This window comes from Salinispora sp. CH2A1_6 (assembly GCF_056820975.1).
On the sequence record NZ_JBXEDG010000008.1, the window covers coordinates 150,295 to 167,056 of the forward strand.

The window sequence follows — 16,762 nt, forward strand, 5'->3', positions numbered from 1 at the left end:
GAGTCTGCGCGAGATGGCATTAGTAAGGCCAGTGAGAAGATCGGCAAGGCTACCGGGGGCGGGATGGCGATTGCCGCCACGGCAGCCGTTGACGCCGCCGGTTACCACCCCTCCCCGGTGATTGCGGTTGGCGCGGCCTACGCCGGTATGAAGGCGGGTGGGCTCGTCGGTCGCGCCATGAACGCCGGGTTGAATCGGTTCACTGCCGGGAAGGGAAGTGGTCCGATCGGCTCCGTGTTGGCGGACCTGATCACGACGCTTCGGACAATCGAGCAGGTGCGCCGTGGCGTCGGCGAGGCCATCGATGCGGTGAACAAGGCGCAGGCCCACTTTCAAAAGGTCAGCCGCGGCGGCGAGAACAACCTTCTCAACAGCGCTGTTCGCGCCTGCCGTCAGGCACCGGTTCAGCTCGAGGAGGGCGTAGACGACCTCCGGCAGGCCGAGGACTTCGTTGGAAAGCACCTCGTCGGGGTCGCGAAGACTGGTGGCTGACCACTGCCAGCCGCCGCCGTCGTCGTCAGCCAGTTGAACGATCAACAGGGCGGCTTACCGGCGGGCCTCGGCTGATCGAATGAGGAGGGACGCTGGTTGCGTCGAGGGTCAGGTTTGTCGCTTCGCCCGTCAGGAGAGGGCTCGGCCTTTCGCTCCCCTTCAACGGGTTGCCGCGGAAGGCGGACACCGATTACGCGGGCGTACTCGGTGAGGCTTCCTCCGGCTTGGGCGAGGAGCCATGCTCCGGCGCGGAGTTTGACTATCCCCCGGGCATAGTTTCCCAGGGCACGGTTGACCAGGGGGTTGGCGGCTCCCGCCGTAAGGGCGCGGAATTCGGCTCGGACCTTCTCGGCATCGTGGATGACGGCCTTGGCCATCTCTTGCTGTTTGTGGACGGAGAGGTGCAGGTCTCTCAGCGCAGCAGCGACGTCGGGCAGGCTCACGTTCTTACCTCCGGGCGCGTTCGGACACGGGATCTGGTCGGGCTTCGGAACTGGTTGGCGCGTTGGTCACAGCTCACTCGTCCATCGGGTTCGGCCCGGGTAGGGGCGTGACCTGCGGCTGCCGCAGTCGGGGCAGTTCAGTGCCGACCCGCACCGTCGGCACCAGCGTGACTTGACCTTGAATAGGAACAAGCCGGCGGCAAACCGAGCACTGCTACCGCGGCTAGGACAAGGGATGGAACCACTGCGTTGCCTCCCCGACTCGGCCTCCCGCAGGGCGCAGCTCGCTTCGGGTGACGGCTGCGTTCCGCCGAGAGGCGTCTGAGGCCGATCCGACGGCGGGCCCCTGGGAATGCGAACCCATCGCCGATTTCGCGGCTTCCATCGACCGCTTCAGCCTGAGATGCTGATGCATATATTGCCCACGCAGCAGCAGGAATGCAAGGGTTGCTTCCGCATTCAGGTCACCTACCGAGCGCGGGTGGACATTGCATGCGCATCACAGGCACACTCTGAGCTACGACAGGAGCGAAGGGACATGGAGTTGTCAGCTCGACGGCAGCCACCCACCGTGCGCCTCCGGCGGCTCGCGGCTGAACTACGCCGACTCCGCACCGAAGCTGACCTCACTCGCGAAGAGGTCAGCGAACAGACCAGCATCAACCCCGCCACCCTCTACCGCATCGAGACGGCCCGGGTCCGTCCGCAACGGCGCACCCTGATGGCGATGCTCGACACGTACGGCATCACCGACGAGGACCAGCGCAGCGAACTCATCGCCCTGTCCCAGCAGGCGACCCAGCTGGGCTGGCTCCAGACATACGAGTCGGAGCTACCCGAGCTGTACACCACCTACATCAGCTTCGAGGCTGAGGCTCGCTCGGTCCACAACTACGAGTCACTGTTCGTCCCGGGCTTACTCCAAACCGAGGACTACGCCCGCGCGGTGATCCGTGGAGTCCTACCGTTCGCAAGTGACGCCGAAGTGCAAACCCGGGTGGAGGCCCGACTCCAGCGTCAGGAGTCACTCCATAAATCTGACCCGCTGCGGGTTTGGGCGATCATTGACGAGGCCGTCCTGCACCGTCTGGCCGGCGGGCCCCAGGTCATGGTGGATCAGTTCGACGCTCTGGTGAAGGCCAGTAGCCAGCCGAACATCACGCTCCAGGTCATCCCGTTCACGAGCGGAGCCCATGCCGGCATGCCCGGCTCATTCGTGGTCATGGACTTCCCCGATCCAGCCGACCCTGCCCTCGTGTACATCGACAGCATGGCCGGCGACCTGTTCCTCGAACGCGAAGCTGATGTACGCCGCTACGCCACCACGTTCGAGCACCTCCGGGCTACCGCATTGGACCCCACCAGCTCGATCAAGCTGATCAACGGACCAGCCGCTACGTTCAGCACTCAAGGAGGTACAGGATGACCCCCGCCAACCTGGCCCACGCCCACTGGATGAAGAGCAGCCGATCGAGCGGGAATGGCCAGTGTGTCGAAGTCGCCGCGCTCGATGACGTGGTGGCGTGCCGGGACAGCAAGGACCCGAACGGCCCGGCCCTCGTCTTCGGACTTAGCGCCTGGACGAACTTCCTGGCGGAGACGAAGGATGGGTTCCCGCAGCGGTAAGTGGTGCCGCACCGGCCACGCCCTGGTGCACTATCGCCCCACGACTCGCGCGGCCCAGCGGTAACCGGGCCACGTCCTTGCTCTCGCCGAATGCCAGTCCTACGCTCGCCAGACGGCGGCCGGCCGTCGATCTTCTCCGGCTACCTCCTTTTCAGGTGGCGACCGAAAGCCGGCCGCTGTGGCGCGCGTTAGGCGAAGGTTCTTGGTGAACCTTAGAGGGATTCGATTTCCGCGACAGGGAGTGGCCACATGTGGAGCTGGAACCATCTTGCGCCAGGTTGGCTCATTTTCCTCATATTCTTGGCAGTATTCTGCCTTATTGGCGCGCTGGGAATCTGGCTGCTGCGGGGCCGCGCCAAGCGCTTGTCCGATGCTGAGCCGAAGTGGTTGGATCTCATCACCCACACGACCTCGGTCACCGGCACCCTCTACGCGCTCTTGCTCGTCCTGACCGCCCTGACGGTGTACGGGACGTACTCGCAGGCTGGCGCGGCGGTCGCAACGGAGGCGGCGGACCTGAAGGCGCTACACAACGTGGTGTCCGAGTATCCGGAGCCCACCCGCGGTGAGCTGCAGGGACTGTTGAACGAGTATGTCGACTACATGGTCAACGAAGCGTGGCCGAGCTACCAACGCGGCGACGAGGTGGACGGCGACCGCGAACTCGAGGAGCGGATCTGGCGCACCCTCTTGAATTTCACGCCGAATTCTGACAAGGAGCAGGAGTTGAGTGGCCTTGCCCAGTCAGAGTTCGAGGGTTGGAGCAAATCCCGCCAGATCCGAAGCACCTTCAGCAGCGCCGCTCTCCCCCCGACGCTCTGGTTCACACTCCTGGCCGGCGGTGTGTTCATCATCTTCCTGTCCTGCCTCATCCCGACCCGGACCCGGCACGCCTCCCTGGTATTGGTCTCCGCGACCGCGGCCATGATTTCCCTGCTGATATTCGTCGTCGAGCGGGTCGACGACCCCTTCCGAGGGTCGATGAGCGTTTCGGCCGATCCTTACGCAAGGGTCGCCAAGACTTTCGACTGATTCCGATGAGGTCGTTGTGGCGCCATCCCAGAGGCGGCGCCACAGTTTGGGACTGCACCCTCGCGTCGGTTGACCTGCCACGGTACGTGACCGTCCATAGCACTCGGTGGAACGCTCATCGCCATGGTGGATCTTGACAATCAACTGGGGTACTGGAACTCCACGGGAGCGTCGAGGACCTTCGGACATCCGGTTGCGCCTTCATGGCTGGAGGGCATCGATCGCCAGGCGCACATCCTCGACTACGGGTGCGGTTACGGACGGCTCGCGGGACAGCTCGCCGAGTGGGGTTTCCACAACGTCGAAGGGGTGGATGTCGCTCCCCAACTTGTCGCCCGCGCACGTGCGCAGCAGCCGGGGGCGCGGTTCACGGTTCTCGACGCTCCTCCCCGACTGGACCACCCCGACAGCAGTGTTGACCTGATGCTGCTGTTCGCGGTGTTGACGTGCCTGCCGAGCGACGCCGGGCAGCGGAGGCTGGTGGCCGAGCTGCGCCGGGTTCTGCGGCCCGGTGGGCTCCTCTACCTCAACGACCTGTGTCTGCAGGCGGCTCAGCGTAATCGTTCTCAGCATCAGCAGTTCGCCGCGACGTACGGCAGCTATGGGGTGTTCGAGACCAACGACGGAGCGGTGTGCCGGCACCACACGGCGGACTGGCTGAATGACCTGTTCGTCGACTTCGACCGGGTCGCCACCCGCGAGGTCTCCGTGGACACCATGAACGGCCGTCCGGCCCGGGCTACCCCAGCTGCTGCTGTCCACCGGGCCGTCCGACGTCGTCCACCGATAGCTCGTCCTGAGCGGCGGACCCGGGCGTTGGCGGGCCCCTGCCATAGTTTTCGATATGACCTCACCGGACGTCCGCGTGCTGACAGATCCCCGACGAGAAGCCTGGGGTACGGGCGGTCCACGGCCAGTCGTGACCTACGTGTGGCCGGCAGGCGCCGCGACGACCGGTGGCACCGTCCTGCTCTCGCACGGGACCGGCGGTTGCGCACTCGACCTGTCCTGGCTGGCCGAGCCACTGGCCTCGGCTGGCCTGCGGGTAATCGGCGTCGACCATCACGGCAACAGCCATCGTGGCGGCTACCATGCCGAAGCCTTCGCGCGGTGGTGGGACCGCCCCCAGGACCTTTCGGTGGTGCTGGACCACCTCGCCGACGGTGGTCCCGTTGGCGTCGCCGGCTTCTCGCTCGGCGGCTACACCGCCGCCGCGGTGCTTGGGGCACGAATCGACGCCGACATGTTCGGCGCTATCGCCACCAGACGAGTGACGGTGCCCTCACCGCCGGAGTACCCGACCCTGATCGACGAACTGACCGACCGGATCGGCGCCGCTGACATCGCCGCGTGGATCAGCGAATCCGGCGACGACTACGCCGACCGCCGAGTGACCGCGGGTCTTCTCATCTGCCCGGCGCAAGGCCAACTACTCACCTCCACCAGCCTGCGGGGCATCACGACGCCCGTGTCGATCTGGTGGACCGGCGAGGACGACCAGACGCCGGCCGAGACCAACGCACTGCACTACGCTTCCCTGATTCCTGGCGCCACCGAGCACTGCGCCGACCCGTCGGCTGGCCACTACGTGTTCGTGCGGGACGTGCCGGACGCGGATCGGATCCGCACCCGCCTAGCCGACGCGGCCGTCCACTTCTTCCGCGAGCAGTTGACCGCGTAGAGGCGACCGCCTCGTCACCATCAGTGCTGGCGGGGACGACCTCCGGACATCGGAGTGAAGCGTCGCGACGACAGGGCGGCTGATGTGCAGGTCAGCCTCTGACGGGCAGCCCTGGTTAGGCTGAGCCATGCGTCTGCAACGAATTGGCCTGGTCGCAGCCGGAATCCTGGCGACGGTTACAGGGTGCACCGAAGCCGCAGCCGATGATTTCGGTCAACCGACAGGGTCGACAACGGCCCACGCCCGGGATCTCCTGCCGATGACCTCGACGAGTTCCGGGGACGCACCGCGAGACCTACTGATCCGGGACATCGAACAGACCTACCCCACCAACTCGTACTACGGCGTAAGCGCCGATGGAGGAGTGCTGCTGATCCACCGCGGCCGCGTGCCACTGGTCGACGATCTGGACGCCGGCCTGCGCCTTCGGCACCCGGAAGTCCCGTTGATTTTCACCGATGCACCACCTCCGCATCCCGTCCTCACCGAATTGACAACCCACATCAAGGTGGACATCCCGTACTGGAAGTCGAAAGGGGTGGCCGTTGCGGCAGTGGCACTGAACCACGACGGATCCGGCGTGGCGGTGATGGTTGACCAACCGACGGCTGCCCTGGCCGCTGCCATGCGAGAACGATACAAGTTCCCGAACCTGGAGCTGTTCCACGGCGAGTTCGCCGCCGCCTGACGCCTCCCTGGCCAGTCCCGGCTCAGCTCCCCCGGTGGGCGGCTGGGCCGAACGCGGGTTGTCGCACCCGGACGGTGACACCGGGCCCGATTCGGGCGGGACCTGCCTCAACGCCTCGAGACGGTACGCTCGTGCTCGAGCACAAGACGTGACGGCGCCCGCTAAGTTGATCATCCTGGAGTCGACCACATCGGCTACCTCCTCGGCCGCCGGTACGGCCACCGCCTGCGCAACACCTATCCCGGCCGCCGGATCAGCGCCGCGAACTGGGACCGCGCGATGGTGGCGCTGCCACGCTACGGCGCGTGGGCGGTGTTCCTCACCCGACTGCTGCCCATCGTCCGTACCCTAACCCCGGCCACGGCCGGGATGGCGAAGGTGCCCTACCCGCACTTCCTTCCCGCCTCCCTGGCCGGTGCCTACATGTGGTCGGCGCTGTACGTCTTCGCCAGCGCGCTGGCCGGCGCCTCGGTGGAACGCATCGAGACGGTGATCGGCAACACGGGTACGGCGATCCTGGTGGTCCTGGTCGTCCTCGCACTGGCGGTGTTCGCGCTACGAAACCGGCAGGCCAGGGCGATGGAGTCGTCCCCCGCGCCGCTCGCTCCCCGGCGTTAGCCACCGGCCGTGTCAAGCGGCAAGCCGTGATGAGAATGTGTATCATTTCGCAACGTGCGATGAGGAATCTATCGGTCGAATCTGCCTTACCAGCACGGCAGCGACATAGCGTCCGACCTCTCGTATTGCCGAATGGCACGGCGGCGAGCGGACACGCCAGGACATCAATCTGTATTAATTGGGCAATGGTCACTGATGTGACGCTAGCTCCTCGCCGAGGCGCCCATATCCTCATGTGCGCGGTCCGGCTGGCCCGCCAGGCCCCCTCCACCACCGCCCTTCTGCACGGAACCTGTCCTTCTCTCAAGCCCCGAACGGTCCAGCGCCAGCCGGTACCGCCGCTCACGCACCGAGGCGTACAGGAAGGATTCTCATGTTCAGTTGGCTCGCAACCGGAGGCATGATCCTCTCCCTGCTGGCTCCCACGAACCCGGTGGTGGACTTCCCCGAGCCCGCGACCCCACCCCCAGGTCAGATCGTCATCGATCTGGTAACTGTCAATGGCTCGGGCTGCCCGGCCGGCACTGCCGCCATCGCCATGTCGGCCGACAACACCGCATTCACGGTCACCTACAGCGCCTTCATCGCCCAGGTCGGGGTCGGGGCGGAGCCGACCGACTGGCGCCGCAACTGCCAGCTCAACCTACGGGTTCACGTCCCGCAGGGGTTCACCTACGCGGTGGCCCAGGCTGACTACCGCGGCTTCGCCGCCCTGGCGGACGGGGCGTCCGGCGTGGAGCGGGCAAACTACTACTTCCAGGGGATGTCACCCACGGCCTACACGACCCACATCTTCGACGGTCCGCTGGTGGACAACTGGCAGGCCACCGACGTCACCGACGTCGCCTCGCTGGTCTGGCACCCGTGCGGCGAGTTTCGCAACTTCAACATCAACACAGAGCTCTGGGCGCTCGCCGGCACCTCAGACACCAGCACCACAACGAGCTTCATGACGATGGACTCGACCGACGGGGCCATCTCCACCACCTACAACCTGGCCTGGAAGACCTGCCCGTAAGACAGGACGAGCCCACCGGCTGAGCGTCAGTAGCGCCCAGCCGGTGGGCCCGCGCCCACGGCCGTCACCGACCGAGCATAGAAACGACGTGCTGCTCTCGCCCCCCATGCTTGGGTGACTTCCGACAGCAGCGGGCGCGGCGGCGACGAAGCGCCACCCGTGCCCGTTGTGTCATTGGATGAGGGTATAAACGGCCATTGACGTTGGCTTGTCAGCGGAGTTTGGTGGGTAGCACCGTTCGTGCCGGGCAGTCGGGTTGGGCTTGCCGAACTATCCCGCCCGCGACCAGGCTCCCCGGCGTAACCCTCCCCTGGAGTTGTTCAATGGCTAGTTTCACCCGGTCGATGCTTGCCGCATGTACCGTGCTCACCGCTACCGCACTCACAGTCTCGGTCGGAGTCTATGCGTACAACGACCCGGCGCCCGTCCCAGTTGTGCCGACCGCCTCCACCGCGGTCTTGCCACCGGTCAATGCGACATTCGACTATCAGATCGGCGCTGCCTACCCGCCCCCGGGCGGGGTGCGGGTCGTAAGCCGCGACCGACAGGATCCGATCGCCGCCAACCTCTACAACATCTGCTACGTCAACGCGTTCCAGGTGCAGCCCAACGAGGTTGACTGGTGGCAGAGTCAGCACGATGACCTCCTGCTCCGTGACTCCGACGGCAACTACGTCGTTGATGGCGACTGGAACGAAATTCTGCTCGATATATCGACCTCGGCCAACCGTGCGGCAATCGCGGGTATCGTCCAGAACTGGTTCGACGGCTGTGCGCGGGCCGGCTACCAGGCGATCGAACCAGACAACATCGACTCGTACGAACGGTCTGAGGGCCTGCTCGCCATCCATGACGCGATCGCCTACCTGGAGTTACTGACGCCACACGCCCACAATGCGGGGCTCGCCATCGGGCAAAAGAACACCACCGACCTCGGTACGCGTGGCAGGAACGCCGGACTCGACTTCGCCATCGCCGAGGAGTGTGGGCGCTACAACGAGTGTGACTACTTCACCGGCGTGTACGGCGACAACGTCATTGTCATCGAGTACACCGACAGTGCGTTCGCGAAGGCGTGCGCGGCGGTCGGTGACGAGGTCTCGGTCGTTCGCCGCGACGTCGGCGTCACCGCGCCCGGCAGCGGCACCTACCGGTACGGCTCCTGCTGAGCCCGTGTCACTGTCACGCCACCGCAGCCACACCAGACAGACCCCTGGATCGAAGACACGCGAGGCAGAATCAGCGTGTGACCTGGCACGACGCGGCTAAGGATCGTGGCCCGTCAGTTACCCGGCCAGACCCGCACCGGTACGCGCGGGAACGCGGCTGTCAGGAACTGCTCGGTGAGGCCGTCGCGCACGGCGGCGTCCGGCCAGGCATCGAGCACCTGAGGCAGGGTGCGGTGACCAACAGCGAGGTGCAGCAGGGCACCGGGCGGGATGGCGGCATGGTGGCTCGCGTCGGAGCTCGAACCGATCGCACTCCGTCTCGCCGTCACCGCCGTTAGTTCACCGTCGTCGAACTCGAGGTGCGCGCTCGCGGTGTAGGTGTCAATCACGAGTGTGGATTCGGGCCAACGCAGATCGGCTGACTGCCAGCGGCTGCGTAGCAGCGGGGCGAGGCGGGCGAGCAACTCGACCGGGTCGCCGGTGCGGGCATACCAGGCTCTGGGGCGCGTTGGTACTCCGGTGGGCCCGATCCGGGCCAGGAGGTGGTCCGGATCGAGCAACGGACGCACTGCGTGGAACGGGCGCTGGACCGTCGTGGCGTAGCGCCGACCGACCCGGCCGAGATAGGCGTACGTCGCGGCGGCGGCCTCCGGCCAGCGCCCGGCAGGCTCGCAGGTCGCGGCGAGCACGGTCAGCTCTCCCGCCGCGGAGAGCGCGGTGCTGTGCACCAGATATCCCTGGACCTGCTCGCCGCGCCGCAGCACGGCGACCTCGCGCCGAACGAGAGCCTCCGCCCGGCGGCCCACGATCTCGTACCGCCAGGCGACGGCGTCGCGCGGGCAGACCAGAGCATCCCCGTCCGCCTGCGGTCGGTCGATACGGGCGAGGGCGTCCGCGTCGGCCGCGGTGGCGGGGCGGACGGTCCAGGGTCCCGGGTAGGCGTCCGGTAGGGCGGCGGCGGGCACCGTGGGTGCGCCGCCGTGGGCCAGCGCGTAGTCGTAGCCAAACCGACGGTAGAAGTGGGGAATCCCTTCGATGATCTGGAGTGGCACGCGATCGGTCGCGCAGCGCGGCGAGTAGCCGTTCGGTGAGCTGGTTGCCGCGATGCTCCGGTGCCGTGCCCACCAACTCGACCTGAGTCACCGGCAGCCGGATCCCGGCCAGGCTCCACTGCTGACGAAGACCGACCAGACTGGCCGCCAGCCGACCGGTGGTGGTGTCCTCCACGACCAGGAAGTCGTCGGGTGTGACCGAAGGATGCCCGTTCAGCAGATCGTGGACCCAAGCGGTGATCCCGGCATGCGGTTCTCCGCCGGTGGTCGCCTGCAGTTGAACGGTCGCCTGCAGGCGGGCGAGCTGATCGACGTCCGACTCGCGACCGCGCCGAATCCTGTAATGATCGCCTCGGCTACTCATGCCTTACGTTCTACCGTCAGGTGATCGCTCGCGGTCGCTTGCGGGGAAGTGACTCCGCCCACGCCGGGCGCTCAGTAGACCGTTGCATGAGATTGCTCCGGATCTGCGCACATCGGTAGCAGTGCTACGACTGTTGGCCGGCACCCGGTTCGGGTGCCGGCCAACAATTTCTTTCCCCCTTGGCTGGGTCAGGTCTGTGGGCGGGGGGGTGGTGGTGGGTGGGGTCAGTTGGTCCAGTGCGCGGCGACGAGGTCGGCGGCCTGGGTCTCCCACTGGGCGTAGTGGAACGGGAACGCCGACACCTGCACCTTCTGCGCGGCCTCGGTCAACGGCAGTTCCTGCCAGCCGTCAACCTGCTTGAGGCCGTTGAGGAAGGCGGTGGTGGAGTACTCGGGGTCGGTGATCTGCTCCACACTGCCCCAACCGGAGGACGGGCGCTGCTGGAACAGGCCCTGCGAGTCGTGGTCGTTACGCGCACCCAGGTGTCCCAGGTTCTCCAGCTTCGACTCCTGCAAGCTGGTAGCAATTGCCACCACGGCGGCGCGTTCGTCCATGCCGGCCTTCTTGGTGGCCTCGATGATGGCCTTCACATTCGATACCTGCTCGTCGCCCAGGCTGATGCGGGACTGCTTGCCCTGGGTGCCGTGCGGGATCAGCGTGTCCATGTCCGGCTTCGCAACCTGAACGGCTGCGGCGGGGGTGGTGTCGGTGAGGGTGGCCAGGGGGCCGGCGACGACACCGGTGGACAGGGCCAGACCAGCGATACCAAGCACACTACGACGCAGAATCGTGTTCACCATGAGGGTTGCTCCATTCGGGGGTCGACACCCATCACGCACGCCCGAAGGGGGTCAGGCGGCAACAGGGTGCAAGCACCGTCCGGCGCTCAAAACAAAACGAGAAGAAAAGAGAAGGGGGTCGGCTACCGCGGTCCGGGGACACGCACGGCGCCGGGTCCAGATGTAACGACCGGCGGACCGCCACCATTCCGGGGCTCACGCACGCCCGGCATCCGCCATCGGCGGGGCGCTTCCACGGCCGTACGCATGATGTAACGCCCCGACGGCCGCCGAGATTCCACCACCACGGTGCCCCCGACCACACCCCACACAGGCATCAACCAGACAATCAGTCGTTTAACGGAAACGCCCCTGAAATCGGAGCCTATCGGTGGCTACCGGTGGAGTCGACGTCGTAACGGGGCCCGATGTTGTGTGCGCGCAGGCGCCAACCCCGCAGTTCGTCGTGCCACAATTCGGTCCAGTGGCAGTTGCGTAGCGAGTCGATCGTCTGCAGCACGGCGGGCTCCCAGCCGAGTAGCTGACCGATGCCCTGTCGGGCGCCACCAGCATGGGTGGCGACCACCACCGTCCCACCGGCGACGGTATCGGCGGCCTCCTGGAACGCGACCCCCAGCCGCTTACCGACGTCGTCCAAGGTTTCGATGCCGGCACCAGGGTCTGGGTCACCGGCCCGCCAACGGGCATACTCCTCCGGGTACTGTTCGGCCGCCTCGGTGAGCCGCAGCCCCTGCCAGGGCCCGAAGTGCCGTTCCCGCAGCCGTACGTCGGTGTGGACCGGCAGCCCGGTCAGGGCGGCCAGAGCGGCGGCCGTGTCCGCCGCCCGCCGAAGGTCGCTGGCGAAGATCGCGTCGGGGTGGAACTCGGTGAGCAGCTGGGCGGCAGCCCCGGCCTGCTCCCGACCGAGGTCGTTCAGACCGATATCGGTCTGCCCCTGCACCCGGCCGCTGGCGTTCCAGTCGGTGTTGCCATGTCGCCAGACAATCAGCCGGGTCATTCGGCCGTGCCGGGCTCAGCGGCGGCGAGGTCGCGGTCGACGAAGGGAATCTGCGGGCAGTCCTTCCAGAGCCGGTCCAGCGCGTAGAACTCGCGCTCCTCGGTGTGCTGGACGTGCACGACGATGTCCACGTAGTCGAGCAGCACCCAACGACCGCCCCGCTCCCCCTCGCGCCGGACCGGCTTGGCCTTCTCCGGCAGCTGGAGCAGGCGCTCCTCGATCGCGTCAACGATGGCGAGCACCTGACGCTCGTTGGGGGCGGCGGCGAGCAGGAACGCGTCGGTGATGGCGAGCTGATCACCCACATCAATGATGACGATGTCCTGCGCCCTCTTGTCGGCGGCGGCCTGGGCGGCGGCGGTCGCCAGCTCGTGTGCGCGTTCGGAAACTGTCACCGTTCTCCTTCGATCATGCGTGCGACCCCCCAAGCGTCTCACATGAAAGAGCGACGCGGCCGGTCGGTTACGGCGCGTCCGGGCAGGAACGGCCACAGGCCGGGACGGATCACTACTGGTAGAGCCGCCGTTTTGCGATGTACTGCACCACACCGTCGGGCACCAGGTACCACAGCGGCGCGCTCCGGGAGACCCGGACGCGGCAGTCGGTGGAGGAGATCGCCATCGCGGGCACCTGCACCAGGCTCACCGTGTCGGCGGGCAGGTGCGCGTTGGACAACCTGAAGCCGGGCCGGGTCACCCCGATGAAGTGGGCCAACTCAAAGGCCTCGTCCAGGTCCTTCCAGGAAAGGATCTTCGCTAAGGCGTCCGCGCCGGTGATGAAGAAGAGCTGCACCTTGGCGCCGTACACGGCCCGCAGGTCACGCAGCGTATCGATGGTGTAGGTGGGACCACCGCGGTCGATGTCGGCCCGACTGACCTGGAAACGAGGGTTGGAGGCGGTGGCGATGACCGTCATCAGGTATCGGTCCTCGGCGGGACTGACCGGCTGGTCCTCCTTCTGCCAGGGCTGCCCGGTGGGGACGAAGATCACCTCGTCCAGCCCGAACCGGTCGGCCACCTCGCTCGCCGCGACCAGATGCCCGTGATGGATCGGGTCGAACGTGCCGCCCATGATCCCCACCCGCCGGATGTCTTCCTCCACCCCGCGAGTTTAAGCCGACCGCGGCCAGCGCCGTCCTCGCCCCAGCTTCCCCGCCACCCTCGGCGCCAAAACGGCTCCGCCCAGCGATGAGATTGCGCCCAGTCGGAAGACGTCTGCGCCCACGCCGGCAGCCGGGCCCGCGCTCCTTCAGGCGTCCACCGCCGCGACGGCGGTGCGGGCGATCAGCGCCCGGCGCATGTCGTCGTCCGCGTCGATCAACGTCCGACGAAGGCCCCGGGTCAGATCCTCCCGGGTGAGCAACGCCGCGACGCCCTCCCGAGTGCTCTGCGCGACCGCATAGCGCGGGAACGCCCGCTCCGCGATCCGCTCCGCCACCCACGGCGTACGCAACCGCGAGGCGATCGGCATGTCGGCAAGGTACCGCCCGACGTACGAAGCGGTCAGCGTCGCCTGCTCCGGCTGCCAGAAGCCCTTCGCGGTCGCCTCAACCAGGCGGTTGGAGCACTCCGTGTCCGCCACGATGATCTCCCAGGCAGCCTCTTTGGCAGCCGGGTCGGGCAGGGCCGCGCGACAGCGGGCGGCCCGCTCGGCCCCGGTGGCGCTCGGGTCGGCTGCCGCCTCGGCGGCGATCTCCGCCACACCGGCCCCACCCAGCGCCACCAGCCGCCCCAGCACCGCCCACCGCAGCTCCGTGTCGATCGCGAGCCCCGGCGGCCTGCCCTGGCCGGCCAGCCAACCGGTCAGTCGGTCCACGTCGTCGGTCGCGGCGACCCACCCTCGGGCCGCGGCGAGCTGAAGCGAACCACCGGGCGGCGCGGTGTCGAGCAGTTGCCCGGTGGCGACGGCGACCTGGGCCAGGGCCGCCTCGCGGTCGCGGGGGGTGAGGTAGCGGTTGATCAGCGATCGGCTGATCGCGACCACATCCTCGACGATCACCACCTCGGTCTCGGCCGGCAATGCGGCGGTGATCAGCTGCACCAGCTCCATCACCGGCCGCTCCCCATCGGTGACGGCGTCCAGCTCAGCGCCCCAGAGCAGCGCCCGCGCGAGCGAGTCGGTCAGACGGGGCAGCAACAGCGGTACCGCGTCCGCCGAGGCCGAATCCAGTCGGATCTTGGCATAGGTCAGGTCGCCGGCGTTCGGCAGCAGCAGCTGGGCGGCCGCCTGCCCGGCCAGGTCCGTGAGCACCGTGCGACCACCGTCGACGGAAGGTTCCACGTCCACCAGGCGGTGCTGCACGGTGCCGTCAGCGGCGTACCGGGCGAGGCCGACCCGGTGCGGGCGCAGCACCGGGTGGGATTCCGGCCCGCTCTGCACCAGGGCCACCTCGGTGTATCGGCCGTCGGCATCGAGCGCTACCTCCGCCCGCAATGTGTTGACCTGCGCGGTACGCAGCCAGCACCGGGCCCATCCGGTCAGGTCGCGCCCACTGGCCGTGGTCAGGCTGGCCAGCAGGTCCGCCAGGGTGGCGTTGCCGAACCGGTGCTCGGCGAAGTACGCGTTGAGCCCGGCCAGGAAGTCCTCGTCGCCGAGCCAGGCCACGAGCTGGCGCAGCACCGCGGCGCCCTTCGCATACGAGATGCCGTCGAAGTTGAGCATGGCCTGGGCGGCGTCGGTCACCTCCGCCGGGGCGACCGGGTGGGTCGACGGACGCTGGTCGGCCGCGTACCCCCAGATCTTGCGCCGCATCGCGAAGCTCGTCCAGCCGCGATCGAAGCGGGTGGCCTCCGCGGTCACCCGGGTGGCCAGGTACTCGGCGAACGACTCGTTCAACCACAGGTCGTCCCACCACCGCATGGTGACCAGGTCCCCGAACCACATGTGCGCCATCTCGTGCGCGATGGTGCTGGCCCGCCACTCGCGCTCGCTCTCGGTGACCGCGGACCGGAAGACGTAGTCGTCCCGGATGGTCACCAGCCCCGGATTCTCCATGGCCCCGGCATTGAACTCCGGTACGAACGCCTGGTCGTACTTGCCGAACGGGTACCGCTGCGCAAAGAGCTGGTGATACCGGTCCAGACACTGTTTCGTGATCGTGAGGATCTCGTCGATCTCCGCGTCCAGGTGCGTCGCGAGCGACCGACGACACCAGACGCCGAGCGGAATGCCGTCATGCTCGTCCCGGTGGACGTACCAGGGCCCGGCGATCACCGAGACCAGGTACGTGGCCAGCGGTTCGGTCGGGGCGAACTCCCAGCGCCCTGGACGCGGCGAGGCAGCCAGTACGCCGTTCGCGGCGACGGTCCAGTGCTCGGGGGCGGTCACCGTGAGGGTGACTGGGGCCTTGAGGTCGGGTTGGTCGAAGGCGGCGAAGATGCGCTGGGCATGGTCGAGGAAGGACATGGCGTACAGGTAGGTCTCCCCGTCGGCCGGGTCGACAAAGCGGTGCATCCCCTCAGCGGTGTTGGTGTACGCCATCTCCGCCTCGACCGTCAGCGTGTTCCGCTCGGCGAGGCCGGTCAGTGGCAGCCGGTTGTCGACCAGCAGGGCGGGGTCAAGGTCGGTGTCGTTGATCCGGACCGAGCGCAACATCTGCGGCTGGCACTCGACGAACGTCCGGGAACCGGGGGTCGCCCGAAACCGGATGGTGACCCGCGAACGAAATCCTTCGTCGCCGGTCACATCGAGGTCCACCTGATAGGACTCGACGGAAATCACAGCGGCGCGCGCGGTCGCCTCTACGCGGGTAAGGCTCGGCATCCGCTTATCCTGCCCGATGGAACAATACGAATTACCCCCCACACCCACGGTACTGGAGGACTGGACCATGACGACGCACCCCAAAGGCGACTTCGATGTCTCGCGGGCCGTCTGGCAGCGAGCCGAGGGCGACACCTCCGAGGCCGCTGTCGAGGTCGCGTTCGTTGACGACCTGATCGGCATGCGGAACTCCGCCGAGCCGGACGGGCCGGTACTCGTGTTCACCCAGGCCGAGTGGGACGCCTTCGTCGCCGGCGCCCAGGACGGCGAGTTCGACCTGGACTGAGTCGCCGGACCGCCTCGGCCTGGATCGACGGTCCGGGTCGAGGCGCCGTGTCCGCCCCCTTCGCCCGCGCACCCTGGGCTCCGGCCGGCCACCGGTGTGATGCACCGTTTGGCTGCGGAGTCCGCTGGTGGGACCGGACAATGATGGATTGTCGGGTCGGGGGCGAGCCCGCGCCACGGCGCCATGGGCCGCGGATCGACGGAGGTGCAGGCATGGCAGAGCACGCACGAGCGCGGTCGAGGGCTGGGCTCCAGGTCGCGGCCCTCGCCGTGGCGGGAATCCTCCTCCTACTGGGAGTACTCGGGTTCGTGCCCGGGATCACCACCGACTATGACGAGTTGCGGTTCGCCGGACCGGACTCCGGAGCAAAGCTGTTCGGCCTGTTCCAGGTCTCATTCCTGCACAACATCTTGCTCCTGGGCTCCGGCCTGGCCGGCCTGGTGCTGGCCCGTCGGGTAAGCGGGGCGCGGGTCTTTCTCACCGTGGGTGGCGCGCTCACCCTCGCCCTGTGGATCTATGGACTCGTGATTGACCGGTCCAGCTCAGCCAACGTGATCCCGGTGAATGACGCCGACAACTGGCTACACCTCGGGCTCGGCTTCGCGATGCTCGTACTCGGCCTGCTCCTGTCCAACCAGAAAGGCACCGGGGGACGACTCGACACTCCCCTGGACCGGCCCTGACCCATCCGCTGGCCCGACTGCCCGCCACGCCGACGTGGCCCGCACCCGGTG

General features: G+C 67.4%; 16 protein-coding genes and 2 pseudogenes. 12 read left to right on the forward strand and 6 right to left on the reverse strand.

Annotated elements, in window-relative coordinates:
• Positions 1-63: 63 nt before the first annotated feature.
• The 10 genes and pseudogenes from AC1UKG_RS13410 to AC1UKG_RS13455 all read left to right on the forward strand — a co-directional run bounded on the left by AC1UKG_RS13410 (position 64) and on the right by AC1UKG_RS13455 (position 8,767).
• Entirely contained in the window at positions 64-492 is a 429-nt protein-coding gene (locus AC1UKG_RS13410) for a hypothetical protein (protein WP_018815002.1), read from the forward strand.
• A 981-nt stretch (positions 493-1,473) separates the two neighbouring features.
• On the forward strand, positions 1,474-2,361 hold the full coding sequence (locus tag AC1UKG_RS13415; protein WP_018815004.1) for a Scr1 family TA system antitoxin-like transcriptional regulator: 888 nt from the start codon (positions 1,474-1,476) through the stop codon (positions 2,359-2,361).
• A complete protein-coding gene (locus AC1UKG_RS13420) occupies positions 2,358-2,561 on the forward strand; it encodes a DUF397 domain-containing protein (RefSeq protein WP_018742121.1) in 204 nt (67 codons plus the stop codon). Before AC1UKG_RS13415 ends, AC1UKG_RS13420 begins: the two co-directional genes overlap by 4 nt.
• Positions 2,562-2,810: 249 nt before the next feature.
• Positions 2,811-3,593 (forward strand): bestrophin-like domain, encoded by a 783-nt coding sequence (locus AC1UKG_RS13425; protein WP_029123958.1) that lies wholly within the window; start codon positions 2,811-2,813, stop codon positions 3,591-3,593.
• 123 nt (positions 3,594-3,716) lie between these two features.
• Positions 3,717-4,118, forward strand: a pseudogene (locus AC1UKG_RS13430) (class I SAM-dependent methyltransferase); the annotation flags it as partial.
• Between the two features lie 394 nt (positions 4,119-4,512).
• The gene (locus AC1UKG_RS13435) at positions 4,513-5,274 is read left to right on the forward strand and encodes an alpha/beta fold hydrolase (RefSeq protein WP_018742118.1); all 762 of its coding nucleotides are present in this window, start codon (positions 4,513-4,515) and stop codon (positions 5,272-5,274) included.
• Between the two features lie 259 nt (positions 5,275-5,533).
• A complete protein-coding gene (locus AC1UKG_RS13440; protein ID WP_018742117.1) occupies positions 5,534-5,962 on the forward strand; it encodes a hypothetical protein in 429 nt (142 codons plus the stop codon).
• 189 nt (positions 5,963-6,151) lie between these two features.
• Entirely contained in the window at positions 6,152-6,580 is a 429-nt protein-coding gene (locus tag AC1UKG_RS13445) for a DedA family protein (RefSeq protein ID WP_482641925.1), read from the forward strand.
• Positions 6,581-6,953: 373 nt separating this feature from the next.
• Entirely contained in the window at positions 6,954-7,598 is a 645-nt protein-coding gene (locus AC1UKG_RS13450) for a DUF4360 domain-containing protein (protein WP_018815009.1), read from the forward strand.
• A gap of 323 nt (positions 7,599-7,921) precedes the next feature.
• Positions 7,922-8,767 carry an endo alpha-1,4 polygalactosaminidase gene (locus AC1UKG_RS13455; protein WP_482641804.1) on the forward strand — a complete coding sequence of 282 codons (846 nt, stop codon included), beginning with the start codon at positions 7,922-7,924 and terminating at the stop codon, positions 8,765-8,767.
• Between the two features lie 113 nt (positions 8,768-8,880).
• Here the strand turns inward: AC1UKG_RS13455 and AC1UKG_RS13460 are convergent.
• The 6 genes and pseudogenes from AC1UKG_RS13460 to pepN form a co-directional block, all read right to left on the reverse strand.
• Positions 8,881-10,183, reverse strand: a pseudogene (locus tag AC1UKG_RS13460) (GNAT family N-acetyltransferase).
• A gap of 224 nt (positions 10,184-10,407) precedes the next feature.
• The gene (locus tag AC1UKG_RS13465; RefSeq protein ID WP_482641805.1) at positions 10,408-10,983 is read right to left on the reverse strand and encodes a hypothetical protein; all 576 of its coding nucleotides are present in this window, start codon (positions 10,981-10,983) and stop codon (positions 10,408-10,410) included.
• Positions 10,984-11,347: 364 nt separating this feature from the next.
• Complete coding sequence (locus AC1UKG_RS13470; protein ID WP_018746091.1) at positions 11,348-11,980, reverse strand: histidine phosphatase family protein; 633 nt, start codon at positions 11,978-11,980, stop codon at positions 11,348-11,350.
• Positions 11,977-12,375, reverse strand: coding sequence for a ribosome silencing factor (gene rsfS, locus AC1UKG_RS13475; RefSeq protein WP_018733493.1), 399 nt, complete (start codon positions 12,373-12,375; stop codon positions 11,977-11,979). Before rsfS ends, AC1UKG_RS13470 begins: the two co-directional genes overlap by 4 nt.
• A gap of 112 nt (positions 12,376-12,487) precedes the next feature.
• Positions 12,488-13,081: a nicotinate-nucleotide adenylyltransferase gene (gene nadD, locus AC1UKG_RS13480; protein WP_018733492.1), complete on the reverse strand. Its 594-nt coding sequence runs from the start codon at positions 13,079-13,081 to the stop codon at positions 12,488-12,490.
• 147 nt (positions 13,082-13,228) lie between these two features.
• On the reverse strand, positions 13,229-15,742 hold the full coding sequence (pepN, locus tag AC1UKG_RS13485; RefSeq protein ID WP_018746090.1) for an aminopeptidase N: 2,514 nt from the start codon (positions 15,740-15,742) through the stop codon (positions 13,229-13,231).
• A gap of 67 nt (positions 15,743-15,809) precedes the next feature.
• Here pepN and AC1UKG_RS13490 point away from each other — a divergent pair, with 67 nt between their 5' ends.
• Positions 15,810-16,028 carry a DUF397 domain-containing protein gene (locus AC1UKG_RS13490; RefSeq protein WP_018216626.1) on the forward strand — a complete coding sequence of 73 codons (219 nt, stop codon included), beginning with the start codon at positions 15,810-15,812 and terminating at the stop codon, positions 16,026-16,028.
• 212 nt (positions 16,029-16,240) lie between these two features.
• Positions 16,241-16,711 carry a DUF4383 domain-containing protein gene (locus tag AC1UKG_RS13495; RefSeq protein ID WP_018746089.1) on the forward strand — a complete coding sequence of 157 codons (471 nt, stop codon included), beginning with the start codon at positions 16,241-16,243 and terminating at the stop codon, positions 16,709-16,711.
• The last annotated feature ends 51 nt before the right edge of the window (positions 16,712-16,762 follow it).

Coding starts and splice junctions, on each gene's coding strand:
- AC1UKG_RS13410 (WP_018815002.1), top strand. CDS start 64: ATGGCGATTGCCGCCACGGCAGCCGTTGACGCCGCCGGTTACCACCCC.
- AC1UKG_RS13415 (WP_018815004.1), top strand. CDS start 1,474: ATGGAGTTGTCAGCTCGACGGCAGCCACCCACCGTGCGCCTCCGGCGG.
- AC1UKG_RS13420 (WP_018742121.1), top strand. CDS start 2,358: ATGACCCCCGCCAACCTGGCCCACGCCCACTGGATGAAGAGCAGCCGA.
- AC1UKG_RS13425 (WP_029123958.1), top strand. CDS start 2,811: ATGTGGAGCTGGAACCATCTTGCGCCAGGTTGGCTCATTTTCCTCATA.
- AC1UKG_RS13440 (WP_018742117.1), top strand. CDS start 5,534: ATGACCTCGACGAGTTCCGGGGACGCACCGCGAGACCTACTGATCCGG.
- AC1UKG_RS13450 (WP_018815009.1), top strand. CDS start 6,954: ATGTTCAGTTGGCTCGCAACCGGAGGCATGATCCTCTCCCTGCTGGCT.
- AC1UKG_RS13455 (WP_482641804.1), top strand. CDS start 7,922: ATGGCTAGTTTCACCCGGTCGATGCTTGCCGCATGTACCGTGCTCACC.
- AC1UKG_RS13465 (WP_482641805.1), bottom strand. CDS start 10,983: ATGGTGAACACGATTCTGCGTCGTAGTGTGCTTGGTATCGCTGGTCTG.
- AC1UKG_RS13470 (WP_018746091.1), bottom strand. CDS start 11,980: ATGACCCGGCTGATTGTCTGGCGACATGGCAACACCGACTGGAACGCC.
- pepN (WP_018746090.1), bottom strand. CDS start 15,742: ATGCCGAGCCTTACCCGCGTAGAGGCGACCGCGCGCGCCGCTGTGATT.
- AC1UKG_RS13490 (WP_018216626.1), top strand. CDS start 15,810: ATGACGACGCACCCCAAAGGCGACTTCGATGTCTCGCGGGCCGTCTGG.
- AC1UKG_RS13495 (WP_018746089.1), top strand. CDS start 16,241: ATGGCAGAGCACGCACGAGCGCGGTCGAGGGCTGGGCTCCAGGTCGCG.